Here is a 15,855-nt window from a genome sequence, read left to right as displayed (position 1 = left end):
CCGAGATCCCGGAGCCTGTGCGGTAGTGCCCGGCCCGCGACAGCAGCCCCTCGGACCGACGGCGGGAGCCCGCAGTCCGCCGGGCCGACGGCGGACACCGGAGTCGTCGGACAGCGCCGTACCCTCCCCGTGGTCCACGGGGGCGGGTGCGGCGCTTTTCCCGTACGCGGGGAACAGAGCCCGTTTCCCGGCCGGGCGCCGGAGAGCCGTCGGGCCCGTACTGCCACAATGGGGACCGTGACCCGCGCATCCCTGGACAAGCAGCCGCACGAAGTCGCCTCGATGTTCGACGACGTGGCGGAACGGTACGACCTGACGAACGACCTGCTGTCGCTCGGACAGGACCGGGCGTGGCGCAAGGAGGTCGCGAAGGCGGTCGACGCGCGCCCCGCGCAGAAGATCCTGGACCTCGCGGCCGGCACCGCGACCTCGTCCCTCCCCTTCGCCCGCACCGGCGCGTACGTCGTCCCCTGCGACTTCTCCCTCGGGATGCTCCGCGTCGGCAAGCGCAACCACCCCTGGCTGCCGATGACCGCCGGTGACGCGACCAGACTGCCCTTCAAGGACGACACGTTCGACGCCGTCACGATCTCCTTCGGACTGCGCAACGTGCAGGACACCGACACCGCGCTCCGCGAGCTGTACCGCGTGACCAAGCCGGGCGGACGCGTCGTGATCTGCGAGTTCTCGCACCCCACCTGGGCGCCGTTCCGTACGGTCTACACCGAGTACCTGATGCGCGCGCTGCCCCCGGTCGCCCGCGCCGCCTCCTCCAACCCCGACGCGTACGTCTATCTCGCCGAGTCCATCCGCGCCTGGCCGACCCAGCCCGAACTGGCCGAGCGGCTGCAGAAGGCCGGCTGGTCGAAGGTGGCCTGGCGCAACCTGACGGGCGGCATCGTGGCCCTCCACCGGGGCTACAAGCCGGCCTGACCCCGCTCGGCGTCCACCCGCCGGGAACCCGTCCGGGCCGGCTACCTGAGGACCGCGAACGGGTCGCCGGGCAGGTCGAGTTCGCGGCGCAGCCCGCCCGACGGCGGACGGGACGGACGTGGTTCACGCACTCCGGCGCCGCCCTCCGCGTCCCCCAGGTCGAACCACACCGTGACGACGGCTCCGCGCGGCACCTCGGCACCGGGCTGCGGAAATTGCCGTACGACGTAGTCGACGACCGTCCGAGGGAAATCGGGCCGGTCGGGCGCGGCGAGCAGAACACCACGCGCCTCTGCCGTCTCACGCGCGTCCACGGCCATCAGGCCGACGAGCCGCGGTACGCGCACTTCGGGTGTCTTGGGTGTTATGCGCACAGACGTCACCCCCAGCGGTACCGGAAGGGTAAGCCTCGTCCGTGCCCTTCCGGAAGCCATGAGGAGACGCGCCGGAATCCGTCACAGGGCCAGTCGGTAGCGGTGGCCCTCCTGCCGCGACGCGGGCAGCGTGAACCGCTCCGCGAGCTCCATGCCGAGCCGTCTCGTCACCGCGATGGAACGGGCGTTGCCCGCGTTGACCATGGCGACGACGTCCGTGACGCCCGCCGCGCGGACCCGCTCCAGCGTGGTTCGCGCCGCCGCCGTGACGTACCCCTTGCCCCAGTGCGCCCGCCCCAGCCGCCAGCCGATCTCGATCTTCCCGGCCGGACCCCAGGCGTGCGGCCACGGCTGCGCGCCCGTGAAGCCCAGTACCTCGTCCCCGGGACCGACCACCGTCCACAGGCAGAACCCGTACTCCGCGTCGTGCCGCCGCTGGCGGGCCGTGAGCTCCTCGTAGACGGACCGCTCGGCCGCGCGGCCCCCGTGGAACTCCATGACCTCGGGGTCGTCGAAGACCCGGTGCCAGGCGAGGGCGTCCTCGTCGGTGGGAACGCGCAGGCGTACATCGGGGAGAGCTCGGTTCACGGGGCAGCCCTTCAGCCGGGTGATCGGTACCGCTGCATAGACTGCCCATGTCCAGTGCCCGTCGGCACGTTGATTTCGAGTCTTGGGGAGAACCCGCCGTGACCGAGCCCCAGCCGCTCTCCGAAAACACCGCCGACGTCATCGTCGTCGGGGCCGGGCCAGCCGGTTCGACCACCGCGTACTACCTGGCGAAGGCGGGACTCGACGTCCTGCTCCTGGAGAAGACGGCCTTCCCGCGCGAGAAGGTCTGCGGCGACGGTCTGACCCCGCGCGCCACCAAGCAGCTCGTGTCGATGGGCATCGACATCTCCGAGGAAGCCGGCTGGCTCCGGAACAAGGGTCTGCGCATCATCGGCGGCGGCGTGCGCCTCCAGCTCGACTGGCCGGATCTCGCCTCCTTCCCCGACTACGGACTCGTGCGCAAGCGGGACGACTTCGACGAGCAGCTCGCACGCCAGGCGCAGAAGGCGGGCGCGCGGCTGCACGAGCGCTGCAACGTCGGAGCCCCGATCATCGACGAGCGCACCGGCCGTATCACCGGCGTGCACGCGAAGCTGGGCGACGCCGACTCCAAGGAGAAGCGGGAGGTGACCTTCCACGCCCCTCTGGTGGTCGCGGCCGACGGCAACTCCACCCGTCTCTCCCTCGCGATGGGCCTGCACCGCCGCGAGGACCGCCCGATGGGCGTCGCCGTCCGTACGTACTTCACCTCGCCGCGCCACGAGGACGACTACCTGGAGTCCTGGCTGGAGCTGTGGGACCGCCGGGGCGCCGAGGACCGACTGCTGCCCGGCTACGGGTGGATCTTCGGCATGGGCGACGGCACCTCGAACGTCGGCCTCGGTGTCCTCAACACCTCCGACTCCTTCAAGGAGCTCGACTGGCGCGAGGTCCTGAAGGCCTGGTGCGCCTCGATGCCGGAGGACTGGGGCTACACCCCCGAGAACATGACCGGCCCGATCCGCGGCGCGGCCCTCCCGATGGCCTTCAACCGTCAACCGCACTACACCAAGGGCCTGCTCCTGGTGGGTGACGCCGGCGGTCTGGTGAACCCCTTCAACGGCGAGGGCATCGCCTACGCCATGGAGTCCGGCCAGATCGCCGCCGACGTCATCGTCCAGGCCCACGCGCGCGCCACCCCGGGCCAGCGCGAACTGGCCCTCCAGCGCTACCCGCGTGTCCTCAAGGACACCTACGGCGGCTACTACACCCTCGGCCGCGCCTTCGTGAAGCTCATCGGCAACCCGAAGGTCATGAAGATCGCCACCCAGCGGGGCCTGACCCACCCGATGCTGATGAAGTTCACCCTGAAGATGCTCGCGAACCTCACCGACCCGACGGGCGGCGACGCGATGGACCGCATCATCAACGGTCTCTCGAAGGTGGCCCCGAAGGCCTGACCGAACGGGACCCGCGCGGCCCCCGACGGTCACCTGCCGGACGGGGCCGCCCGAGCGGTCACCCGTCCGCACGGGGCTGCCCGGGCGGTCAGCGCGACAGCTCCGCCCGAGCCGGTCCGGAACAGGCTCCCACCCGCTCCGGAACAGCCCGAAGGACCGCTCCCCGCACAGGAAGCGGTCCTCCGGAAGTCACCCGTGGGTCAGAGCACGCGCACCGCGCCCGTGGCCGGGTAGCCCGAGAGGTCCTGGATCACGACGCCCTTGGAGGGGTTGGCCGCGTCGAGGTACTGCCCGTTACCGATGTACACCCCGACGTGGTACGCCGAACCCGCCGCACCCCAGTACAGAATGTCGCCGACCTGGACATTGGACAGGGAAACCGGCGTACCGGACACCGACTGGTCCTGCGAGACGCGCGGCAGGTCGACGCCGACCTGCTTGAACGCCGCCTGCACCAGCCCGGAACAGTCCCACGCGTTGGGTCCGGTGCCGCCCATGACGTACGCGTCGCCGACCTGGGCCTTCAGGAAGGCGACGACGGTCGCGACGCTGCCGCTGGCCGGCGCGGCGACGTTCGTGGACGTGGACGCGCTCGCCGACAGGACGGTCCGCGCCGAAGAACGCGAGACGGCGTCGGCCGCCGCGGCCTTGCGCGCGGCCTCGGCCTTCTTCTTGGCCTCAGCCTTCGTCTTGGCGTCGGCCAGGTCGGCCTTGGCCTGCTTGGCGGCCTTGGCGGCCGCCGCGTCGCGCTCCGCCTGAAGCTGGTAGTTGGCCGCGGTCTGCTGGGTGGCGTCCGCGGACTCGGCGACCTGGGTGGCCAGATCGGCCGTCAGGGTCGGCAGTTCCATGGTCTGCGTCACGGGCTCGGCGGCGCTCGCCGAACCCGCCGCGCCGGCCACTGCCAGGGTGCTGAGGACGCCACCGGCAACTCCGGCGCGCATCGCGAGCGACGGAGCGTTGCGACGGGGCTTCCGGTGGCTTCGTATGTGTGCGGTGTGGGACATGGGTACTAGCGGTACCAGGGGCTCCTCCATACCTTCAAGAAACGTGTGGTGCGCCACAGTTGTTCAATCGGCCGCCGAATTCGTCGCCCGTCACTCTTTATTGACGCCGTAACGGGCATTGCGGACACTGTCCATCAGGCCCGTGATCATGGCCTTTCAGCATTACGTCCGAATTGCCCGCGACCTACCACCGGTTGAAGTCGATGGCCAAGCCCGGCTTATCTGACCCATAGGTAGATGTGGCGCAGGTCACGGAACGGTCACCCGGGCCCCCGCGTCCCGCGCGTGACCCCTCCCCGCCGTCGCGTCGCCCCCGCTCGTGAACGCGTGCACGTGTCCACATCGGCCCCTCCGGTCCCCCCGAAGTGTGAACGCCGTCCTCTATCAAGGGGGTGCGTCCAACGCGAATTTGCATGCGGCGGAAGTCTCTTGATATGGAGACGACCCCCTGGGCCTGCGGCGATGAGCGAAAATGTCACGTCTGGTGATCGACCTGACGCTTCGCGTGTGAAGATCACTGCTCATCCGACTTCATGATCGTTCGTCAGGTGGTGGAGATCACAAAGCTAAGGCAATACCCCGTGTCGCAGATCACAGACCGCCGGGCATAAGATGCGAGGCAGTTGGGCTTGTGACCTGCTTCACATGTCCGCGATCTTCGCCGGGACGGGTGGGGTTCGCGGTGCTGACGAGGCAGGGGTGCAGGCTCGCCGAAACCGCCACCAGTCAGTGCCGACTGAGAGGAGCGAGGAGCGTGAACGCGTATGCGCCGATCCTCGTACTGGGAGCCCTCGGGGCAGGCTTTGCGATCTTCTCCGTGGTCATGGCCACGCTGATCGGTCCGAAGCGGTACAACCGCGCCAAACTCGACGCGTACGAGTGCGGCATCGAGCCGACCCCCACGCCGGTCGGCGGTGGGCGCTTTCCCATCAAGTACTACCTGACGGCGATGCTCTTCATCGTCTTCGACATCGAGATCGTCTTCCTCTACCCCTGGGCCGTCACCTTCGACGCCCTGGGTGTTTTCGGGCTCGTGGAGATGCTGCTCTTCGTGCTCACCGTCTTCGTCGCCTACGCGTACGTATGGCGGCGCGGCGGCCTGGAATGGGACTGAGGGGCCTTTAAGCATGGGACTCGAAGAAAAGCTGCCGAGTGGATTCCTGCTGACGACCGTCGAGCAGGCCGCGGGCTGGGTGCGCAAGGCGTCCGTCTTCCCCGCGACATTCGGACTCGCCTGCTGTGCCATCGAGATGATGACGACCGGCGCCGGGCGTTACGACCTGGCGCGCTTCGGTATGGAGGTGTTCCGCGGGTCGCCCCGCCAGGCCGACCTGATGATCGTGGCCGGCCGGGTGAGCCAGAAGATGGCGCCGGTGCTGCGGCAGGTCTACGACCAGATGCCCAACCCCAAGTGGGTCATCTCCATGGGGGTTTGTGCGTCATCGGGCGGAATGTTCAACAACTACGCCATTGTGCAGGGAGTTGACCATATCGTCCCGGTCGACATCTATTTGCCCGGATGTCCGCCGCGGCCCGAGATGCTGATGGACGCGATTCTCAAGCTCCACCAGAAGATCCAGACCTCCAAGCTCGGCGTGAACGCCGAGGAAGCGGCCCGCGAGGCGGAGGAAGCGGCGCTCAAGGCGCTTCCCACCATCGAGATGAAGGGCCTGCTGCGGTGAGCGACGCGAACGGCAACGGGGTCAACCCCGAGAAGGACCTGAGCGCCTCCAACCTTCCCGGCCAGCGAGGCGACCAGGGTGAGGAGATCCGCGTCCAGCGCGGCATGTTCGGCGCCGACAACGGCGGCGACACCTCCGGCTACGGCGGCCTGGTCCGCTCGATCCGGCTGCCCGGCGCGGCCACCCGTCCCTACGGCGGCTGGTTCGACGAGGTGGCCGACGAGCTGGAGGGTGCTCTGGAGGAACAGGGACTCGTGCCCGAGAACGTCATCGACAAGACGGTCGTCGACCGCGACGAGATCACCTTCCACGTCGAACGCGAGTACCTGCTCCCCGTCGCCCAGACCCTGCGCGACGACCCGGCCCTCCGGTTCGAACTGTGCACCGGCGTCTCCGCCGTCCACCACCTGCACGACAAGGGCCGCGAGCTGCACGCCGTCTACCACCTGCGCTCGATCACCCACAACCGGCTGATCCGGCTGGAGGTCAGCGCCCCGGACGCGGACCCGCACGTCCCCTCGCTCGTCAGCGTCTATCCGACGAACGACTGGCACGAGCGCGAGACGTACGACTTCTTCGGCCTGATCTTCGACGGCCACCCCGCGCTGACGCGGATCATGATGCCGGACGACTGGCAGGGCTTCCCGCAGCGCAAGGACTATCCCCTCGGCGGCATTCCCGTCGAGTACAAGGGCGCCCAGATCCCGGCTCCGGACCAGCGGAGGTCGTACTCATGAGCACGCAGACCCCTTCCGGGGCATCGGCCGCATCGCCCCGCGAGACGACCGAGGGCACCGTATATACGGTCACCGGCGGTGACTGGGACGAGATCGCCCAGTCGGCGGCCAAGTCCGACGACGAGCGCATCATCGTCAACATGGGCCCGCAGCACCCGTCCACCCACGGCGTGCTCCGGCTCATCCTGGAGATCGACGGCGAGACGGTCACCGAGGCCCGCTGCGGCATCGGCTACCTCCACACCGGTATCGAGAAGAACCTCGAGTTCCGCACGTGGACCCAGGGCACCACGTTCGTGACGCGCATGGACTACCTGACGCCGTTCTTCAACGAGACGGCCTACTGTCTCGGCGTCGAGAAGCTCCTCGGGATCACCGACCAGATCCCCGACCGCGCCTCGGTCATCCGCGTGCTCCTCATGGAGCTGAACCGACTCTCCTCCCATTTGGTGTGCATCGCCACCGGAGGCATGGAGCTGGGCGCCACCACGATCATGATCTACGGCTTCCGTGACCGTGAGCTCATCCTCGACATCTACGAGCTGATCACGGGCCTGCGGATGAACCACGCGTTCATCCGCCCCGGCGGACTCGCCCAGGACCTGCCCCCGGGCGCGGTGGACCAGATCCGCGAGTTCGTGAAGAAGATGACGAAGAACCTTCCCGAGTACGACAAGCTCGCCACCGGGAACCCCATCTTCAAGGCCCGCATGCAGGACGTCGGCTATCTCGACCTGGCCGGCTGCATGGCCCTCGGCGCCACCGGTCCGATCCTGCGGTCGGCGGGCCTGCCGCACGACCTGCGCAAGTCCCAGCCGTACTGCGGCTACGAGAACTACGACTTCGAGGTCCCGACCGCCGACACCTGCGACTCCTACGGGCGCTTCCTGATCCGCCTGGAGGAGATGCGCCAGTCGCTGCGGATCATCGAGCAGTGCCTGGACCGGCTCCAGCCCGGCCCGGTCATGGTCGCCGACAAGAAGATCGCCTGGCCCGCCCAGCTCGCGCTCGGCCCCGACGGTCTCGGCAACTCGCTCGACCACATCAAGAAGATCATGGGCACCTCCATGGAGGCCCTGATCCACCACTTCAAGCTGGTGACCGAGGGTTTCCGCGTGCCGCCGGGACAGGTGTACACGGCGATCGAGTCGCCCAAGGGCGAGCTCGGGGTGCACGTCGTCTCCGACGGAGGCACCCGCCCCTACCGGGTCCACTTCCGGGACCCGTCCTTCACCAACCTGCAGGCCATGGCGGCGATGTGCGAAGGCGGCCAGATCGCCGACGTCATCGTCGCCGTCGCGTCCATCGACCCCGTGATGGGAGGCGTCGACCGGTGACCACCACCCCCGAGGGCGTCAGCCTGGGCATGCCCCAACTGCCCGCGCCCGACTACCCGGCCGACGTCCGGGCCCGGCTGGAGGCGGACGCGCGCGAGATCATCGCCCGCTACCCCGACTCCCGCTCGGCGCTCCTTCCGTTGCTGCATCTCGTGCAGTCGCAGGAGGGCCACGTCACGCGCACGGGACAGCGGTTCTGCGCGGAGGTGCTGGGCCTGACGACGGCCGAGGTCGCCGCCGTCGCGACCTTCTACTCGATGTACCGGCGCAAGCCGAGCGGTGACTACCAGGTGGGTGTCTGCACCAACACCCTGTGTGCCGTCATGGGCGGCGACGCCATCTTCGAGGCCCTCCAGGACCACCTGGGCGTCGGTAATGGGGAGACCACCGGTGACGGCAAGGTCACCCTGGAGCACATCGAGTGCAACGCGGCCTGCGACTTCGCGCCGGTCGTGATGGTCAACTGGGAGTTCTTCGACAACCAGACCGTGGACTCGGCCAAGCGGCTCGTCGACGACCTGCGCGCGGGCGCGGACGTCGACCCGACCCGCGGCGCCCGTCTGTGCACGTTCAAGGACACCGCCCGGATCTTGGCGGGCTTCCCCGACGAGCGCGAGGGCGCGGTGGAGGCCGGCGGCAGCGCGGGCCACGCGTCCCTGGTGGGGCTGCGCCTGGCCAAGGGGGAGAGCGCCCCCGCGCGCGTGGTGCATCCGCGAGGCGGAGGAGCACCTCAGAACCAGCGGCCCGCCGAGCACCCCAGCTCGCACGACGCGCCGCAGGACACGTCGGCCTCCGACCCGTCCCACCCGGCGGGTCCTGTGGCAGAGGAGGGGGAGTGATGACCTTGGCAGCAGAGATCAACGAGACGAGTCCCGAAAAGCTGCTCGCACCCGTGCTGTCGGCCTTCTGGGACGAGGACAGGTCCTGGTCGCTGGACGTCTACCGGAGGCACGAGGGGTACGAGGGCCTGCGCAAGGCACTCGCCATGTCACCGGACGACCTGATCGCGTACGTCAAGGACTCCGGGCTGCGGGGCCGGGGCGGTGCAGGATTCCCGACCGGAATGAAATGGCAGTTCATTCCCCAGGGAGACGGCAAACCTCACTATCTAGTTGTCAACGCCGACGAATCGGAGCCGGGGACCTGCAAGGACATCCCGCTCCTCTTCGCGAACCCGCACAGCCTCATCGAGGGCATTGTGATCGCGTGCTATGCCATCCGGTCTTCGCATGCCTTCATCTATCTCCGCGGTGAAGTGGTCCCCGTGTTGCGGCGGTTGCACGAGGCCGTACGTGAGGCCTACGCGGCGGGCTACCTCGGCGAGAACATCCTGGGCAGCGGACTCGACCTCCAGCTCACCGTGCACGCGGGCGCCGGCGCGTACATCTGCGGTGAGGAGACCGCGCTGCTCGACTCGCTCGAAGGCCGCCGTGGTCAACCGCGGCTCCGTCCCCCTTTCCCTGCTGTCGCGGGCCTCTATGCGTGTCCAACTGTTGTAAATAACGTCGAGTCGATCGCGTCAGTTCCCGCAATTCTCCAAAACGGCAAGGAATGGTTCAGGTCGATGGGAAGCGAGAAGTCCCCGGGCTTCACGCTCTACTCGCTCAGCGGCCATGTCACCAGCCCCGGCCAGTACGAGGCACCGCTCGGCATCACGCTGCGCCAACTCCTCGACATGAGCGGCGGGATGCGCCCCGGTCACCGGCTGAAGTTCTGGACGCCGGGCGGCTCCTCGACCCCGATGTTCACCGACGAGCATCTCGACGTCCCTCTTGATTACGAAGGAGTGGGCGCCGCGGGTTCCATGCTCGGCACGAAAGCACTCCAGTGCTTCGACGAGACGACCTGCGTCGTCCGCGCCGTCACCCGCTGGACCGAGTTCTACGCCCACGAGTCCTGCGGCAAGTGCACGCCGTGCCGTGAAGGCACGTACTGGCTCGTCCAATTGCTGCGCGACATCGAGGCCGGCAAGGGTGCCATGTCCGACCTCGACAAACTCAACGACATCGCCGACAACATCAACGGCAAGTCCTTCTGCGCCCTCGGCGACGGTGCCGCCTCGCCGATCTTCTCCTCGCTCAAGTACTTCCGCGAGGAGTACGAGCAGCACATCACGGGCCGCGGCTGCCCCTTCGACCCCGCCCGCTCCACGGCCTGGGCGGACAAGCACACGGAGGTGAACGCATGACAGTGACCACCAGCGCTCCCTCCGGAGGCGGGGAAGCGGCGGTCCCGCCGGAGGATCTCGTCTCGCTGACGATCGACGGCGTCGAGATGAGCGTGCCCAAGGGCACCCTGGTCATCCGGGCCGCCGAACAACTCGGCATCGAGATCCCCCGCTTCTGCGACCACCCGCTCCTCGACCCGGTCGGCGCCTGCCGCCAGTGCATCGTCGAGGTCGAGGGCCAGCGCAAGCCCATGGCGTCCTGCACGATCACCTGTACGGACGGGATGGTCGTCAAGACTCAACTCACCTCTCAGGTGGCCGAGAAGGCGCAGCACGGTGTGATGGAGCTGCTGCTCATCAACCATCCGCTGGACTGCCCGGTCTGCGACAAGGGAGGCGAGTGCCCCCTGCAGAACCAGGCGATGTCGCACGGCAACGCCGAGTCCCGGTTCGAGGGCAAGAAGCGGACCTACGAGAAGCCGGTCCCGATCTCCACACAGGTGCTGCTCGACCGCGAGCGGTGCGTGCTGTGCGCGCGCTGCACCCGCTTCTCGAACCAGATCGCGGGCGACCCCATGATCGAGCTGGTCGAACGGGGCGCGCTCCAGCAGGTCGGCACCGGTGACGGCGACCCGTTCGAGTCGTACTTCTCCGGCAACACGATCCAGATCTGCCCGGTGGGCGCGCTCACGTCGGCGGCGTACCGCTTCCGCTCGCGCCCCTTCGACCTCATCTCCTCGCACTCCGTGTGCGAGCACTGCTCCGGCGGCTGCGCGACGCGCACCGACCACCGGCGCGGCAAGGTCATGCGGCGTCTCGCTGCGCCCGACCCCGAGGTCAACGAGGAATGGGTCTGCGACAAGGGCCGGTTCGGGTTCCGGTACGCGCAGCAGCGCGACCGCCTCGACACCCCCCTGGTGCGCAACGCCGACGGCGTCCTCGAACCCGCGTCCTGGCCGGAGGCCCTGGAGGCCGCCGCGCAGGGGCTGACCGCCGCCCGCGGCCGGGCCGGTGTCCTCACCGGCGGCCGGCTCACCGTCGAGGACGCCTACGCGTACAGCAAGTTCGCGCGCGTGGCCCTCGACACGAACGACATCGACTTCCGCGCGCGCGTGCACAGCTCCGAGGAGGCCGACTTCCTGGCCGCCCGGGTCGCCGGACGCGGCCGGGATCTCGACGGCACGGGCGTCACGTACACCGCCCTGGAGAAGGCGCCCGCCGTCCTTCTCGCGGGGTTCGAGTCGGAGGAGGAGGCACCCGGCGTCTTCCTGCGGCTGCGCAAGGCATGGCGCGGGCACGGACAGAAGACGTTCTCCCTCGCCACGCACGCCACCCGCGGACTGGAGAAGGCGGGCGGCACGCTGCTGCCGGCCGCGCCCGGCACCGAGACCGAGTGGCTGGACGCGCTCGCGAGCGGCGTCGGTCTGGAGGGCGACGGCGCCAGGGCAGCCGAGGCGCTGCGCGCCGAGGGTGCCGTGATCGCCGTCGGTGAGCGGCTGGCCGCCGTGGCGGGAGGGCTGACCGCCGCCGTGCGGACCGCCACCGCCACCGGCGCCCGACTGGTGTGGATCCCGCGCCGGGCCGGGGAACGCGGTGCGATCGAGGCCGGCGCGCTTCCGTCGCTGCTGCCGGGCGGACGCCCGGCCACCGACCCGCGCGCGCGGGACGAGGTCGCGGCCGCATGGGGCGTCTCCGAACTCCCGCACCGCTACGGCCGTGACACCGGCCAGATCGTGGAGGCCGCCGTCGGCGGCGAACTTCGCGCCCTGGTGGTGGCGGGCGTGGAGGTCGCCGACCTCCCCGACCCCACGCGCGCGCGTGAGGCCCTGTCCGAAGTCGGCTTCCTGGTGTCGCTCGAGATGCGGCCCAGCGAGGTCACCGAGCACGCGGACGTCGTCCTTCCGGTCGCCGCGGTCACGGAGAAGGCCGGAAGCTTCCTGAACTGGGAAGGCCGGGTCCGCTCCTTCGAGGCCGCCCTCAAGCCCGACCAGATGACCCGGCGCCTCGCGCCCGCCGACGCGCGTGTCCTGCAGATGCTGGCCGACGCCATGGACGTCCACCTCGGGCTGCCGGACCTGCGCACCACGCGCGGGGAACTCGACCGGCTCGGCGCCTGGGACGGGTCGCGGGCCGCCGAACCCCGGGAGACCGGGGTGCAGATGCCCCGTCCGGCCGCCGGGGAGGCCGTACTGGCCGGGCACCGGCTGCTGCTCGACCAGGGGCGTCTCCAGGAGGGCGACGAAGCGCTCGCCGGAACCCGGCACGCCGCACGCGCGCGCGTGTCGGCCGCCACCGCCGCCGAGGCGGGCGTCAAGAACGGCGATGTCATCGCCGTGACCGGTCCGGGCGGAGCGGTCGAACTCCCGCTGCAGGTCACCGAGATGCCCGACCGCGTGGTCTGGCTCCCGCTGAACTCGACCGGAGGGGGCGTCGCCTCCGACACCGGGGCGCTGCCCGGCGCACTCGTCCGCATCGGCCCGGCGACGATCGCCGCCGAGGCCCCCAAGGAGGTGGAGGCATGACGCCGTACCTCGCCGCTGAAGACCTCTCGATGTTCGGCCACGACCCCTGGTGGCTGGTCGTCATCAAGGCGGTGTTCTGCTTCGCCTTCCTGATGGTGACCGTGCTCTTCTCCATCGTGTGGGAGCGCAAGGTCGTCGCCTGGATGCAACTGCGCATCGGCCCCAACCGGCACGGGCCCTGGGGCATGCTCCAGTCGCTCGCCGACGGTGTGAAGCTGATGCTCAAGGAGGATCTGATCGTCAAGCGCGCGGACAAGGTGGTCTACGTCCTCGCGCCGATCGTCGCGGCCATCCCGGCCTTCATGGCGATCGCGGTGATCCCCTTCGGACCCGCGGACAACGAGATCTCGATCTTCGGTCAGCGCACCACGATGCAGCTCACCGACCTGCCGATCGCGATGCTCTACATCCTCGCGGTGGCCTCGGTGGGCATCTACGGGATCGTGCTCGCCGGCTGGAGCTCCGGATCCACCTATCCGCTGCTGGGCGGTCTGCGCTCCTGCGCCCAGATGATCTCCTACGAGATCGCCATGGGTGCCGCGTTCGCCTCGGTGTTCCTCTACTCCGGGTCGATGTCGACGTCGACGATCGTCGAGCAGCAGCAGGACCGCTGGTACATCGTCCTGCTGCCGGTCTCGTTCCTCATCTACATCGTGACGATGATCGGCGAGACCAACCGGGCCCCCTTCGACATGCCGGAGTCCGAGGGCGACCTCGTCGGCGGCTTCAACACCGAGTACTCGTCGATCAAGTTCGCGCTGTTCATGCTCGCCGAGTACGTGAACATGGTGACGGTCTCGGCCGTGTCGACGACGCTCTTCCTGGGCGGCTGGCGTGCGCCCTGGCCGATCAGCAGCTTCTGGGAGGGCGCCAACCACGGCTGGTGGCCGATGCTCTGGTTCGTGGTGAAGGTGCAGCTCCTGCTGTTCTTCTTCATCTGGCTGCGCGGCACGCTGCCGCGCGTCCGCTACGACCAGCTGATGAAGCTCGGCTGGAAGGTGCTCATCCCGGTCTCCGTGGTCTGGCTGATGCTCGTCGCGACGGTACGGACGCTGCGCAACGAGAACTACGACTTCGCGGACATCGCCCTGTACGTCGGCGGAGGCGTCCTCGCCCTCCTGCTGCTGTCGTTCGTGGCGGACATCTTCCGCGACAAACAGGGCCGGCAGGGCCAGGAGACCCCCGCCGAGCCCGCCGCTTTCGACCCGATGGCCGGCGGATTCCCCGTGCCCCCGCTGCCCGGACAGGAGCTTCCGCCGGTACCGCGGCGCCGTCCGCGCCGCGAGCGGGAGCTGATTGTCAGTGGCGGGTCCGATACTGCGAGTGATGGACCGGTCACCGGATCTCGTGACGGAAAGGAGGGGTCCGATGGCTGAGGAGCCGAAGGAGACCAAACCTGGTTTCCAGAACCCCGTCGCCGGTTTCGGCGTGACCTTCAAGGCCATGTTCAAGAAGCGGCTGACCGAGCAGTACCCGGAAGAGCAGAAGACCACCGCACCGCGGTTCCACGGCCGGCACCAGCTCAACCGTCACCCGGACGGCCTGGAGAAGTGCGTGGGCTGTGAGCTGTGCGCCTGGGCCTGTCCCGCGGACGCCATCTATGTGGAGGGCGCGGACAACACCGAGGAGGAGCGCTACTCCCCGGGCGAGCGCTACGGCCGCGTCTACCAGATCAACTACGCCCGCTGCATCCTGTGCGGCCTGTGCATCGAGGCGTGCCCCACGCGCGCGCTGACGATGACGAACGAGTTCGAGCTCGCGGACAGCAGCCGCGCCAACCTGATCTACACCAAGGAGCAGCTGCTCGCCGGGCTCCAGGAGGGCATGGTCGACACACCGCACTCGATCTTCCCGGGCACGGACGAGCAGGACTACTACCGAGGTCTGGTCACCGAGGCGGCACCCGGCACCGAGCGTCAGGTGGCGGTCTCCCAGGGAGAGTTGCATCCCTCGGCGAGTCCGTCGGGCGGGCCCGCCGGAGAGGGGGCGGAGGCATGACCGGCCTGGCCGCGTACTCCACCTCCACCGGAGAGGCCTTCCAGTTCTGGGTTCTCGGCACCGTCGCGGTGATCGGCGCCCTGTGCACCGTCTTCATGCGCAAGGCCGTGCACAGCGCGCTGTGTCTCGCCGGAACCATGATCATCCTGGCGGTGTTCTACCTCGCCAACGGCGCCTACTTCCTGGGCATCGTCCAGGTAGTCGTCTACACCGGCGCGATCATGATGCTGTTCCTCTTCGTCGTCATGCTCGTCGGTGTCACCGCGGCGGACTCGCTGAAGGAGACCATCAAGGGGCAGCGCTGGCTGGCCCTGCTCTGCGGACTCGGCTTCGGCATCCTGCTGTTCGCCGGTATCGGCAACGCGTCCGTCCAGGACTTCGACGGCCTGTCGAAGGCCAACGCGAACGGCAACGTGGAGGGCCTCGCCGCCCTCATCTTCACGAAGTACGTGTTCGCCTTCGAGATCACCGGCGCGCTGCTCATCACGGCCACCATCGGCGCCATGGTGCTCACCCACCGCGAGCGCACCGAGCGCGCCAGGACCCAGCGCGAGCTGTCCGAGCAGCGGGTGCGCGAGGGCAAGCACATCCCGCCGCTGCCGGCTCCGGGTGTCTACGCCCGGCACAACGCGGTGGACATCGCGGGCCTGCTCCCCGACGGCACTCCGTCCGAGCTGACCGTCAGCAAGACGCTGCGCGACCGCGGGCAGATCCGTGACGTGTCGGCCGACGCGCTGAAGGATCTGAAGGCGCTGGAGCAGCGTGCCGAGGAGCGCCTGGAGCGCACGAAGCCGGAGGAGGCGTCCAAGTGAATCCGGTCAACTACCTCTACCTCGCCGCTCTGTTGTTCACGATCGGCGCCACCGGTGTCCTGATCAGACGGAACGCGATCGTGGTGTTCATGTGCATCGAGCTCATGCTCAACGCCTGCAACCTCGCCTTCGTCGTCTTCTCCCGGATGCACGGCAATCTCGACGGCCAGATCATCGCCTTCTTCACGATGGTCGTCGCCGCCGCGGAGGTCGTGGTCGGGCTCGCGATCATCGTGTCGCTGTTCCGTTCCCGCCACTCGGCCTCGGTCGACGACGCCAGCCTGATGAAGCTGTAAGGGGT

Annotated in this window: 16 protein-coding genes; 13 read left to right on the top strand and 3 right to left on the bottom strand. The window is 68.9% G+C overall.

Going from position 1 to position 15,855, the window contains the following annotated elements; translation table 11 throughout:
- The first annotated feature begins 237 nt into the window (after positions 1-237).
- The gene (locus tag OG780_RS18090) at positions 238-933 is read left to right on the top strand and encodes a demethylmenaquinone methyltransferase (RefSeq protein WP_328449446.1); all 696 of its coding nucleotides are present in this window, start codon (positions 238-240) and stop codon (positions 931-933) included.
- 41 nt (positions 934-974) lie between these two features.
- Here the strand turns inward: OG780_RS18090 and OG780_RS18085 are convergent, their stop codons facing one another.
- Together OG780_RS18085 and OG780_RS18080 are read right to left on the bottom strand one after the other, a co-directional pair.
- Positions 975-1,307 (bottom strand): PASTA domain-containing protein, encoded by a 333-nt coding sequence (locus tag OG780_RS18085; protein ID WP_328449444.1) that lies wholly within the window; start codon positions 1,305-1,307, stop codon positions 975-977.
- Positions 1,308-1,388: 81 nt separating this feature from the next.
- A complete protein-coding gene (locus OG780_RS18080; RefSeq protein ID WP_328449442.1) occupies positions 1,389-1,895 on the bottom strand; it encodes a GNAT family N-acetyltransferase in 507 nt (168 codons plus the stop codon).
- Positions 1,896-1,993: 98 nt separating this feature from the next.
- On the opposite strand from OG780_RS18080, the gene OG780_RS18075 reads away from it, so the two are divergent.
- Entirely contained in the window at positions 1,994-3,295 is a 1,302-nt protein-coding gene (locus OG780_RS18075) for a geranylgeranyl reductase family protein (protein ID WP_326786165.1), read from the top strand.
- A 200-nt stretch (positions 3,296-3,495) separates the two neighbouring features.
- On the opposite strand, the gene OG780_RS18070 is transcribed toward OG780_RS18075, so the two are convergent.
- A complete protein-coding gene (locus OG780_RS18070; protein WP_328449439.1) occupies positions 3,496-4,329 on the bottom strand; it encodes a C40 family peptidase in 834 nt (277 codons plus the stop codon).
- 724 nt (positions 4,330-5,053) lie between these two features.
- On the opposite strand from OG780_RS18070, the gene OG780_RS18065 reads away from it, so the two are divergent.
- Genes OG780_RS18065 through nuoK form a run of 11 tightly spaced genes read left to right on the top strand, consistent with a single transcriptional unit; the run spans position 5,054 to position 15,850 of the window.
- On the top strand, positions 5,054-5,413 hold the full coding sequence (locus OG780_RS18065) for an NADH-quinone oxidoreductase subunit A (RefSeq protein ID WP_037627175.1): 360 nt from the start codon (positions 5,054-5,056) through the stop codon (positions 5,411-5,413).
- Between the two features lie 13 nt (positions 5,414-5,426).
- Positions 5,427-5,981: a NuoB/complex I 20 kDa subunit family protein gene (locus OG780_RS18060; RefSeq protein ID WP_003998928.1), complete on the top strand. Its 555-nt coding sequence runs from the start codon at positions 5,427-5,429 to the stop codon at positions 5,979-5,981.
- Complete coding sequence (locus tag OG780_RS18055) at positions 5,978-6,718, top strand: NADH-quinone oxidoreductase subunit C (protein WP_328449433.1); 741 nt, start codon at positions 5,978-5,980, stop codon at positions 6,716-6,718. The genes OG780_RS18060 and OG780_RS18055 overlap by 4 nt, the downstream gene beginning before the upstream one ends.
- A complete protein-coding gene (locus tag OG780_RS18050; protein WP_328449431.1) occupies positions 6,715-8,055 on the top strand; it encodes an NADH-quinone oxidoreductase subunit D in 1,341 nt (446 codons plus the stop codon). Before OG780_RS18055 ends, OG780_RS18050 begins: the two co-directional genes overlap by 4 nt.
- Entirely contained in the window at positions 8,052-8,894 is an 843-nt protein-coding gene (nuoE, locus tag OG780_RS18045; RefSeq protein ID WP_328449429.1) for an NADH-quinone oxidoreductase subunit NuoE, read from the top strand. The genes OG780_RS18050 and nuoE overlap by 4 nt, the downstream gene beginning before the upstream one ends.
- A complete protein-coding gene (nuoF, locus tag OG780_RS18040; RefSeq protein ID WP_328449427.1) occupies positions 8,891-10,243 on the top strand; it encodes an NADH-quinone oxidoreductase subunit NuoF in 1,353 nt (450 codons plus the stop codon). Before nuoE ends, nuoF begins: the two co-directional genes overlap by 4 nt.
- Complete coding sequence (locus OG780_RS18035; RefSeq protein ID WP_328449425.1) at positions 10,240-12,744, top strand: NADH-quinone oxidoreductase subunit G; 2,505 nt, start codon at positions 10,240-10,242, stop codon at positions 12,742-12,744. The genes nuoF and OG780_RS18035 overlap by 4 nt, the downstream gene beginning before the upstream one ends.
- Complete coding sequence (gene nuoH / locus OG780_RS18030) at positions 12,741-14,120, top strand: NADH-quinone oxidoreductase subunit NuoH (RefSeq protein WP_328449423.1); 1,380 nt, start codon at positions 12,741-12,743, stop codon at positions 14,118-14,120. Before OG780_RS18035 ends, nuoH begins: the two co-directional genes overlap by 4 nt.
- A complete protein-coding gene (gene nuoI / locus OG780_RS18025; RefSeq protein ID WP_328449421.1) occupies positions 14,113-14,742 on the top strand; it encodes an NADH-quinone oxidoreductase subunit NuoI in 630 nt (209 codons plus the stop codon). Before nuoH ends, nuoI begins: the two co-directional genes overlap by 8 nt.
- Positions 14,739-15,554: an NADH-quinone oxidoreductase subunit J gene (locus OG780_RS18020; protein WP_328449419.1), complete on the top strand. Its 816-nt coding sequence runs from the start codon at positions 14,739-14,741 to the stop codon at positions 15,552-15,554. Before nuoI ends, OG780_RS18020 begins: the two co-directional genes overlap by 4 nt.
- Positions 15,551-15,850, top strand: coding sequence for an NADH-quinone oxidoreductase subunit NuoK (nuoK, locus tag OG780_RS18015; RefSeq protein ID WP_009190046.1), 300 nt, complete (start codon positions 15,551-15,553; stop codon positions 15,848-15,850). The genes OG780_RS18020 and nuoK overlap by 4 nt, the downstream gene beginning before the upstream one ends.
- Positions 15,851-15,855 lie beyond the last annotated feature (5 nt).

The sequence above is a fragment of the Streptomyces sp. NBC_00386 genome (genome assembly GCF_036063235.1).
GTDB lineage: Bacteria > Actinomycetota > Actinomycetes > Streptomycetales > Streptomycetaceae > Streptomyces.
Note: the sequence above shows the minus strand (reverse complement) of the source record. Positions and strands in the feature narration are given on the sequence as shown.

Excerpts from the sequence above, each read along its gene's own strand:
- nuoI (WP_328449421.1), top strand. The coding sequence starts at position 14,113 with ATGGCTGAGGAGCCGAAGGAGACCAAACCTGGTTTCCAGAACCCCGTC.
- OG780_RS18050 (WP_328449431.1), top strand. The coding sequence starts at position 6,715 with ATGAGCACGCAGACCCCTTCCGGGGCATCGGCCGCATCGCCCCGCGAG.
- OG780_RS18060 (WP_003998928.1), top strand. The coding sequence starts at position 5,427 with ATGGGACTCGAAGAAAAGCTGCCGAGTGGATTCCTGCTGACGACCGTC.
- OG780_RS18070 (WP_328449439.1), bottom strand. The coding sequence starts at position 4,329 with ATGGAGGAGCCCCTGGTACCGCTAGTACCCATGTCCCACACCGCACAC.
- OG780_RS18035 (WP_328449425.1), top strand. The coding sequence starts at position 10,240 with ATGACAGTGACCACCAGCGCTCCCTCCGGAGGCGGGGAAGCGGCGGTC.
- nuoH (WP_328449423.1), top strand. The coding sequence starts at position 12,741 with ATGACGCCGTACCTCGCCGCTGAAGACCTCTCGATGTTCGGCCACGAC.
- OG780_RS18020 (WP_328449419.1), top strand. The coding sequence starts at position 14,739 with ATGACCGGCCTGGCCGCGTACTCCACCTCCACCGGAGAGGCCTTCCAG.